At 61.5% G+C, this 6,751-nt stretch carries 13 protein-coding genes; 3 read left to right on the forward strand and 10 right to left on the reverse strand.

Features of this window, described 5'->3' with window-relative positions; all coding sequences use genetic code 11:
- Positions 1-9 precede the first annotated feature (9 nt).
- The gene (locus tag E0E29_RS16815) at positions 10-816 is read right to left on the reverse strand and encodes a rolling circle replication-associated protein (protein WP_130850787.1); all 807 of its coding nucleotides are present in this window, start codon (positions 814-816) and stop codon (positions 10-12) included.
- Positions 817-907: 91 nt separating this feature from the next.
- Between E0E29_RS16815 and E0E29_RS16820 the strand changes: the two genes are divergently transcribed.
- From E0E29_RS16820 to E0E29_RS18340, 3 genes are all read left to right on the forward strand, one after another.
- Complete coding sequence (locus E0E29_RS16820) at positions 908-1,081, forward strand: type II toxin-antitoxin system HicA family toxin (protein ID WP_130850788.1); 174 nt, start codon at positions 908-910, stop codon at positions 1,079-1,081.
- 35 nt (positions 1,082-1,116) lie between these two features.
- Positions 1,117-1,506: a type II toxin-antitoxin system HicB family antitoxin gene (locus tag E0E29_RS16825; protein ID WP_130850789.1), complete on the forward strand. Its 390-nt coding sequence runs from the start codon at positions 1,117-1,119 to the stop codon at positions 1,504-1,506.
- A gap of 97 nt (positions 1,507-1,603) precedes the next feature.
- Complete coding sequence (locus E0E29_RS18340; protein ID WP_165449811.1) at positions 1,604-1,765, forward strand: hypothetical protein; 162 nt, start codon at positions 1,604-1,606, stop codon at positions 1,763-1,765.
- Positions 1,766-1,810: 45 nt separating this feature from the next.
- Here E0E29_RS18340 and E0E29_RS18345 read toward each other — a convergent pair whose 3' ends face one another.
- From E0E29_RS18345 to E0E29_RS18355, 9 genes are read right to left on the reverse strand one after another with little or no spacing between them, the layout of a single operon-like run.
- Positions 1,811-1,963 carry a hypothetical protein gene (locus E0E29_RS18345; protein ID WP_165449950.1) on the reverse strand — a complete coding sequence of 51 codons (153 nt, stop codon included), beginning with the start codon at positions 1,961-1,963 and terminating at the stop codon, positions 1,811-1,813.
- The gene (locus E0E29_RS19340; RefSeq protein ID WP_165449951.1) at positions 1,957-2,247 is read right to left on the reverse strand and encodes a DUF551 domain-containing protein; all 291 of its coding nucleotides are present in this window, start codon (positions 2,245-2,247) and stop codon (positions 1,957-1,959) included. Before E0E29_RS19340 ends, E0E29_RS18345 begins: the two co-directional genes overlap by 7 nt.
- Positions 2,234-2,425, reverse strand: a complete 192-nt coding sequence (locus E0E29_RS18350) for a hypothetical protein (RefSeq protein WP_165449952.1) — start codon at positions 2,423-2,425, stop codon at positions 2,234-2,236. Before E0E29_RS18350 ends, E0E29_RS19340 begins: the two co-directional genes overlap by 14 nt.
- Entirely contained in the window at positions 2,418-2,987 is a 570-nt protein-coding gene (locus E0E29_RS16835) for a hypothetical protein (protein ID WP_130850791.1), read from the reverse strand. The genes E0E29_RS18350 and E0E29_RS16835 overlap by 8 nt, the downstream gene beginning before the upstream one ends.
- 12 nt (positions 2,988-2,999) lie before the next feature.
- Positions 3,000-4,736 (reverse strand): PcfJ domain-containing protein, encoded by a 1,737-nt coding sequence (locus tag E0E29_RS16840; protein ID WP_130850792.1) that lies wholly within the window; start codon positions 4,734-4,736, stop codon positions 3,000-3,002.
- Between the two features lie 13 nt (positions 4,737-4,749).
- A complete protein-coding gene (locus E0E29_RS16845; protein WP_130849101.1) occupies positions 4,750-5,100 on the reverse strand; it encodes a hypothetical protein in 351 nt (116 codons plus the stop codon).
- Positions 5,097-6,209: a DUF3102 domain-containing protein gene (locus E0E29_RS16850; protein WP_130850793.1), complete on the reverse strand. Its 1,113-nt coding sequence runs from the start codon at positions 6,207-6,209 to the stop codon at positions 5,097-5,099. Before E0E29_RS16850 ends, E0E29_RS16845 begins: the two co-directional genes overlap by 4 nt.
- A gap of 17 nt (positions 6,210-6,226) precedes the next feature.
- Positions 6,227-6,475, reverse strand: a complete 249-nt coding sequence (locus tag E0E29_RS16855) for a hypothetical protein (RefSeq protein ID WP_130850794.1) — start codon at positions 6,473-6,475, stop codon at positions 6,227-6,229.
- Positions 6,472-6,624 carry a hypothetical protein gene (locus tag E0E29_RS18355; RefSeq protein WP_165449953.1) on the reverse strand — a complete coding sequence of 51 codons (153 nt, stop codon included), beginning with the start codon at positions 6,622-6,624 and terminating at the stop codon, positions 6,472-6,474. The genes E0E29_RS16855 and E0E29_RS18355 overlap by 4 nt, the downstream gene beginning before the upstream one ends.
- Positions 6,625-6,751 lie beyond the last annotated feature (127 nt).

Here is a 6,751-nt window from a genome sequence, read left to right on the forward strand (position 1 = left end):
GGAAAATTATTAAGCCGGCCGTCGTCGGCCTCTATTATATGTATACTGTCCCGGCTCCCGCTCTGGGAAAAGCAGATACCGGGCGCCGATGCAGTCGGCAAAGCCGTAGGGGTTCTTCTCGCTGAAGGTCTCGTAGTCCACTGCGCCCGCCGGCGGCGCCAGGGTTACGCTGTCGCTCGGGATGTCAATATATTCCACTTCATATTTTCTGAGATTGCGAGACCCGCGCCAAGTCCGTTCCCCGGGCCTAGGCCTGCCGAACTCCCTGGCCTCCTTCGTGAAGTACTTGGCCAGCTCCCGGTAATAGTGGACATCCAGCGGCTCGGCCCGGACGTAGCCTCCCCCCTGCCATAGGCTGCGAATCTCCTCCAGGTCCTCGGGCGAAGTGAAGTTGAGCACTACATGATGGTGGAGCCGCTTGTCCTCCAGTTCTCCATCAGCGTCCATCCAGTCATAGGTCCTCAGCTCATGAAAACCCTCAGTGGTGTAAATGTACCGCAGCTCCTCCCCCCTCTTTCGCCGGACCGCCCGGCAACTCCGGACAAATTTCTGGAATATTCTGTCCGCACCCCGCTTGTCCAGCGGAAGGTGGGCGTCGTCATAGGTGAAAACCAGCACCCAGTCGCGAGCCCCAAAGTTGGCCGCAAAGGTCAACTCCAGCTCCCGCCAGGAGCATTTGAGATTGTAAAACATCTGCCCCGGCGAAGTGGGACCCTGCCGCCTGCCCCGTGTCCGCCTTCCGCCGGTGTCCGGGACCTTGCCCAGCACCTCCAGGTGCAACAGGCCCGCCGTGATGGATTTGATACACTTGGCCATTTTGCCCTCCTATCTTTTGTTATGTTCTTCCTTCTACCCCTTGACAAATGCGCATTAAATGCGTATAATATACTTGTAAGGAGGAGAGACAATGAAACGCAGAGACTTGATAAAACTGCTGAAAGCCAATGGATGGTGGCTCCTCCGAAACGGCACTAACCACGATATCTATACCAACGGCAAAGTATCTGAGACAATCCCCCGACACTCCGAAATCAAAGAACAATTAGCACTCGCCATCATCCGGCGGCAGGGGCTGAAATAAGCCCCTCGCCGCCACCCAAAAAGGAGGTTTTCTATATGAAGCAAGTTTATCCCGTAATCCTCCATCCAGAGCAGGAGGGAGGTTTCTCTGTGTCCGTACCGGACCTGAACATCGGCACCCAAGGAGAGACGATCGCAGAGTGCATCGACATGGCGCGTGACGCCATTGGGCTTTGGGGAATCTGCGAGCAGGACGAGGGGCGTGTGATCCCGGAGCCCTCCGGCCTGACGCCAGAGCATGAGGAGGGAGAGCTGGTCACCCTCGTAGACATCGATTTTGACGCCTATCGCCGGACCCACGACATGCGGACGATTCGGAAAAACGTGACCATCCCCAGCTATCTCAATGATCTGGCAGAGCGTGCCGGCGTCAATTTCTCACAAGTCCTCCAGGACGGGCTGAAGCAGCGGCTCGGTGTGCAGTAACAAAATGGTCAGTCTCAGGCCGCCCTATTGGGGCGGCCTGTTTTATGTCTCTGATAACTTTGGTACTCTCGGGTAAGCTACCGTCGGAGGTGATCGTATGGACGATCGGTATGCCAACTTTGCAGAGGACCCGGTCATGCAGGCCTATTTCTCCCAGCTCCCCACCCCCATCCGGGAGCAGATCCGCGCTCGCAAGCCACAGCCCGCCACGCTGGAGGAGCTCCAGCGCATGGCCGAGGAGGTCAAGCGCCTGTTTTAAGGCCCCGCAGGAGGAGGCGCCGCCCCGCCGTGGGCGGCGCTTTTTCTATCCTATGTCCAGCTTCAGCTGCTCGGGCAGCTTCTCCCGGATGGAGACCACCCTGGCATCGCCCAGCTGCTCCAGGGCCATGCCCAAAACCTCCTTCACACACTCTGCCGCCCCCGGCGGCGCGTTGACCTGGATGGTGACGATCAGCATGTGGTGTCCTCCTGTCTCTCGGGCGGGCGGCATTCAGGCGGGGTGGGAAGCGGCATCCAATACAACACTCTACATTTCGTTCCGTGAGACACTTCTCCGCCCCAATGTCCGTCTATACAATACCCAATCCCGTATGTTTGGTACATTCTGTTAAAGTCCCCATACCTAAAGTATTCGTACCAGCAAAGGACATCTACGCAGTTCTCCGGTAACCTCTCCTCCACGCTCATCCACTCGCCCGGCGGGGCAATGGTGGGCATGGAGCCAACTTTATCTGTTGTCATAGGCAGTCTCCTTTTGTACGCCAGGTCGGCCGTACCGCCAGGCGAATGTGATGCAGCGGGTATAGTGCTTGTCCCACTCCCAGCCGCCCGGGCGCTTGCACGCTCCGTGGGCGTCGTCGTGCCACAGGCAGTTGTGGCAGGTCCGCCGGTAGGCATCCAGCACGATCAGCTCACCCATCGTCGCTCTCCTGTGGCTGGAGACGCCCCTTCCAGCCACAGGAAGGGCAGTAAAAGGTGTTCCCACACCCACCATTCCCACAAGTCTCGCCGCAGCTTGGGCACTGGGCATCGGAAAAAATCAGCTTCTCATGGGCGTCCTCCTCTCCCTCCGGCGGGCGGCGGTAGACTTTGTAAGTCCCAGTTGGACCGTCCAGTGTTTCACCCATGATGTATTCTTCCAGGTCCAGACCGGCACCCTCAAGAGCACTGGTGCTATATAGTTTCCCCTGGACCACCAGCGCCGTCTCTCCGCTCCCGTCTGGGTACTCCAACCAAACTTCGCTGAGATACATCTTGTCAAGGTCCGCTTGTGTCAGCGCCTCGTTGCTGTGCTGTGGGAAGGGGCCGCCAGTCAGCCCAGCGGCCCGGGCCTCCGATTCCTCCAGAGCCGATTTGGCGCCCCGCAAAATGGTGCAGCCGTGGACACCGCAGTCGTGCTCCCAGCCGCAGCCCAGGCAGGCCAGACTTCCTGTCTCCACCGCCAGTCGCCCCAGCGCCTTCAGTAGCTTTTCATTTCCCATGTGCTCCTCCCCTCACGCCGTCCTGGCCTGGGCTTCTTTGCCCGCCGCTTTCCGGCGTGGCACCTTCGGAGTGCCGTCATCATTTCGCTTGCTGCCGTCCCGGAGCCACCGCAGCCAAGTGTCCAAAAAATCCTTGTGAATGATCCTGGGACTGACCCGCCCCGGGTTCTCCGGGCAGGAGCTGCACTCGTTGTCATACCCGTGGATCTGCCTTAGCTGATTCCCGTCCATCTCCAGGGTGATGTACGGGGTAGCCGGGGCATTGGTCCGGCGGAGGAACAGGATGGTGGTCACACCGTTCATGTGCCGTTCGGCGTAGCCGCCCACACAGTGGTGCAGGGCCTTGCCCTCCCGCCGGATAGCCAGGCTCGTAGCCGGGAACACGATCTTCAGCCCGTCCAGCTCAAACTCATACTTGAGCCGCCGCTCCTTCAGGGATGCCGCCCGCCGCTTTTTCTCCTCACGAGCTTGCTTGGCGGCCAGCTCCTCGGTAGCAGAGTCATGGGCGGCGTGGAGGTCCTCCGGCCACAGCACCTTGCCGTGCTCCATACACCGCCCCAGCGCATACGCCGCCTCCCAATAATCCCGGTAGAGCCCGAAGAGGGTGGCGTAGCGGTCATCGGTCTGTTCCGAGACCCGATCCAGGTAGCGCAAGAACCGCCCCGGCGTCAAATGGCGCTTTCCCAGAAACCGCAGCACCTCCATGGCCTTCACCTGACAGCCCCAAAGGTTCCGGAAGTCCATACAGAAGGGCAGGTCCCAGCGCTCTCCCCAGTGCTTCAACACATAGTTCCGGATGGCCAGCACCTCAAGGGGCGGCTGCACGCCCAGAAACCAACTCAGTTCCCGTTTATTCAGCCCAAAGGCCTTTCTGGGGTCGGTCTCCTCCCAGCACATGGCCGCCACGTTTTTCTTCCTGGCGTAAATGAGGTCGCTCAAAGGCTCCCATGGGCCGGACTTCACCAGCATCTCTACCTGTCTGGGGTAGATGGCGTAGGCGGTCAGGTAGGAGATGAAGTCGTCAAAATAGGCGGCATATCCCCTGCCCCCGCGGGGGCGGAACTGCCAGTGGTCGAAGAAGCCGCAGTATCGGAAGAAGGGCTGCCCATCCAGCTCCTCCCGGTTGAGGATGGAATAGGGCTCGTAGTGGTACCAGTAGATGGGGCCGTCCTTGAAGGGCTCGCTCACCAGCTTCCGGCGGCCCAGCCTGTCCCGCTCGTAGGTGATGACCGGCTCATGCTCCCGGTAGGTGACCTGGTAGTCGGCCTGCATCACCTCTCCCCTGGCAAAGCGGTAGCCGCTGGAGCACCAGGCAGTGGGCCGGGCGGTGAGCCCCTCCTCGCTGGAATAATCCTTCCTCAGCGCCAGGGCGTCGGCGTAGAGGGCGTCTCCCCTTGCGTGGAGGAGCACCGTTAATTCCACCTGGCGCAGAGACGTCCGTTTTTTCGCCTTGGCCAGGTCGATCACCGTCACGCTGCGCCCGCACCATGGGCAGGTCCACGACTCCCTGTGCCTGAGACGGTCCAACAGTTCCCGGTGCCCCTCCGTCTCCATCCGGGTCAGACAGGGGCGGTACTCCTTGTGGCCGCAGCAGGAGGTGTATAGCCTCACACCGCCCAGACCCATCAGGTCCACCTCTTTTCGGAAGAACAGGTAGTGTGGGAACAGGTCGTTCATCCGCACCAGGTCCTCCTCGGTGACGGTGGGCCAGCTGTTCAGGAGTTCCCGCTCCCGCTCCGTGTACTTCACCCTACCCGCCCCCTCAGAAGAAATCCGAGAGGTCCAACAGGATGCCGGTCTGCTGCGGCTCCGCCGCCGGCTCCAGCTGGACGCTCATGGTGAAGTTGACCCTGGCCCCGTCGAAATAGAAGGACGCCGCCCGGCGGTAGGCCTCCAGATCGGAGAGGGAGCTGCCCACCCCCTTGGCCACGGCGGCCATGCAGTCCGGGAAGGAACCTCCCTGGGCCACAGCCTGGGCGAACTCCTCGTTTTGCTGGCAGAACTCCAGGAGGGCGTCCCGGACGGCGGACTTCATGGCGCCCTCCTTCTGACCCTTGACCTTGTCATACTCATCCTTCAGGCGTTTCTCCGCCTGCTCGTACCAAGTGGTCATTCCACACACCTCCCGATGGCCTCTGCCAGGGCTTTCATGGCCTTCTCCGCCCCCTGTGCGGCAGTCTGGTCGGGGCGGTTCCGCAGCTTGAGGAGGATGCCGCGCATTTTGTTGGCCGTCTCCTGGGACTGCTGGAAGAGGACCTTGAAGGTGGCCATGTCCTCGTCGGAGGAGAGCGCGGCGTTTTTCCGTGCCTGCTCGGCGTCCTTCAGTTGGACCTGAGCCTGCTCCAGAGCGGCCTCGGCCTCCTTCCGCTTTTCCTCAGCCTTGGCTTTGGCCGCCTTGGCCTTGTCCAGCTTGGCCTGCATCTCGGCCACGGCCTCCGCCCTGGCCTGGGTGATGGCCTCCTGGTCAACCACCGTCTCCACCGCCACGTCCACCGGCCGATTCTTCAGCTCGGTGAGCTCCCGCTCCAGGCGGGCGGTCTCCTGATCGGCCCGCTCCTTCTCTTCCCGGGCCGACTCCAGCGTGGCGTTGACCACCTTCATGTCGGCCTCCATCTTCGCCCGGGCGGCTTCCGCTGCTGCGGCGTCGGCCTTGGCGGTCTCGGCGGCCTTCCGGGCTTCATCCCGGTCCTTGATGGCCTGCTCCAGCTGCCGGGCGGACATGTCTATGACGTTGTGCTCCTCCACAAAGCTGTCCCGCTCCTCCGCCGGAACGGCCAGGAGCATCAGCGCCTTGGATGCGCCCAAATCCGCCAACGTGTTCGGATTTGACCACTCCCGGGCCAATTTCATGAACTTCTGGGCCGTCCGCTCGGAGAGTTCCACTCGTTCATTGAGCCAGGGCAGCCACTCTCCGTGGGAGAGCATACCCTTGGCCTCGATGAGCCGGGCGCCGATGTCCAGGATGGCCTCCCCGGCCTCCCGTTTCAGATCCAGGATCTCGCCGGTGACCGTTTCGATGGTCCGCGGCAGGCTCATCCTGGCCTCGAACTCCGCCTCCTCGGCCTCCTTCCACTTGGCCCGGCGGCGCTCCTCCTGGTCGTCGATCTCATAGCCCGGCCGGGCGTTTGCGTCATAATAGGGGCAGTCCAGCTCGTGGCCGACGTGGGCGCATTTCTGCTCGCACTCGGCCTGGAGCGGACAGCGGTCATTGGTCTTTCCCATGACAATGCTCCTCTCCGTTAAATTCCGTACTTGGCGACAAATTCGCCGTAGCTCATATGTAAGCGCCTGGCCTTGGCGGCGATCTGCCCCAGGGTCATGGGCTTAGCGCCCTCCGACGTTTTGGTCTTCCGCTTCGCCCGGCGCTTTTCCTGACTCTCTTTGTGCGTGGAGCGGATGACCTCCCCCCGGCACTCCGGGCAGTAGCGGGAGTTGAAATGCCCCTCGCACTCCTTCCCGCAGATCTCACAGGTATAGAGCACACTCATCGCTCCCCCTCCCCTCTCAGCTTGTCCAACGCCCAGAGGATGGCGTCGGCCACCTCCCGGTGCTCCTTCTCCCGGTCTGGGTCCGCCCGCATCAGGGACAGGTGGCGGCGGTACTCCGCCTCCAGCAGCTGTATTTTACGTTTCTCCATCGTCAACCTCCGATCCGGAATTGTTCGGGGATCTCTTCCTTCGTTTTCCGCCGGTAGGACATACCGGAGATTTTACTGGTGGCCAGGGAGAACGCCAGCTTGCATCCACCCACAGACCCGTGCCGGT

It is taken from the genome of Intestinimonas timonensis, assembly GCF_900626145.1.
GTDB lineage: Bacteria > Bacillota > Clostridia > Oscillospirales > Oscillospiraceae > Intestinimonas > Intestinimonas aquisgranensis.

Coding starts and splice junctions, on each gene's coding strand:
- E0E29_RS16815 (WP_130850787.1), bottom strand. CDS start 816: ATGGCCAAGTGTATCAAATCCATCACGGCGGGCCTGTTGCACCTGGAG.
- E0E29_RS16820 (WP_130850788.1), top strand. CDS start 908: ATGAAACGCAGAGACTTGATAAAACTGCTGAAAGCCAATGGATGGTGG.
- E0E29_RS16825 (WP_130850789.1), top strand. CDS start 1,117: ATGAAGCAAGTTTATCCCGTAATCCTCCATCCAGAGCAGGAGGGAGGT.
- E0E29_RS18340 (WP_165449811.1), top strand. CDS start 1,604: ATGGACGATCGGTATGCCAACTTTGCAGAGGACCCGGTCATGCAGGCC.
- E0E29_RS18345 (WP_165449950.1), bottom strand. CDS start 1,963: ATGCTGATCGTCACCATCCAGGTCAACGCGCCGCCGGGGGCGGCAGAG.
- E0E29_RS19340 (WP_165449951.1), bottom strand. CDS start 2,247: ATGACAACAGATAAAGTTGGCTCCATGCCCACCATTGCCCCGCCGGGC.
- E0E29_RS18350 (WP_165449952.1), bottom strand. CDS start 2,425: ATGGGTGAGCTGATCGTGCTGGATGCCTACCGGCGGACCTGCCACAAC.
- E0E29_RS16835 (WP_130850791.1), bottom strand. CDS start 2,987: ATGGGAAATGAAAAGCTACTGAAGGCGCTGGGGCGACTGGCGGTGGAG.
- E0E29_RS16845 (WP_130849101.1), bottom strand. CDS start 5,100: ATGACCACTTGGTACGAGCAGGCGGAGAAACGCCTGAAGGATGAGTAT.
- E0E29_RS16850 (WP_130850793.1), bottom strand. CDS start 6,209: ATGGGAAAGACCAATGACCGCTGTCCGCTCCAGGCCGAGTGCGAGCAG.
- E0E29_RS16855 (WP_130850794.1), bottom strand. CDS start 6,475: ATGAGTGTGCTCTATACCTGTGAGATCTGCGGGAAGGAGTGCGAGGGG.
- E0E29_RS18355 (WP_165449953.1), bottom strand. CDS start 6,624: ATGGAGAAACGTAAAATACAGCTGCTGGAGGCGGAGTACCGCCGCCAC.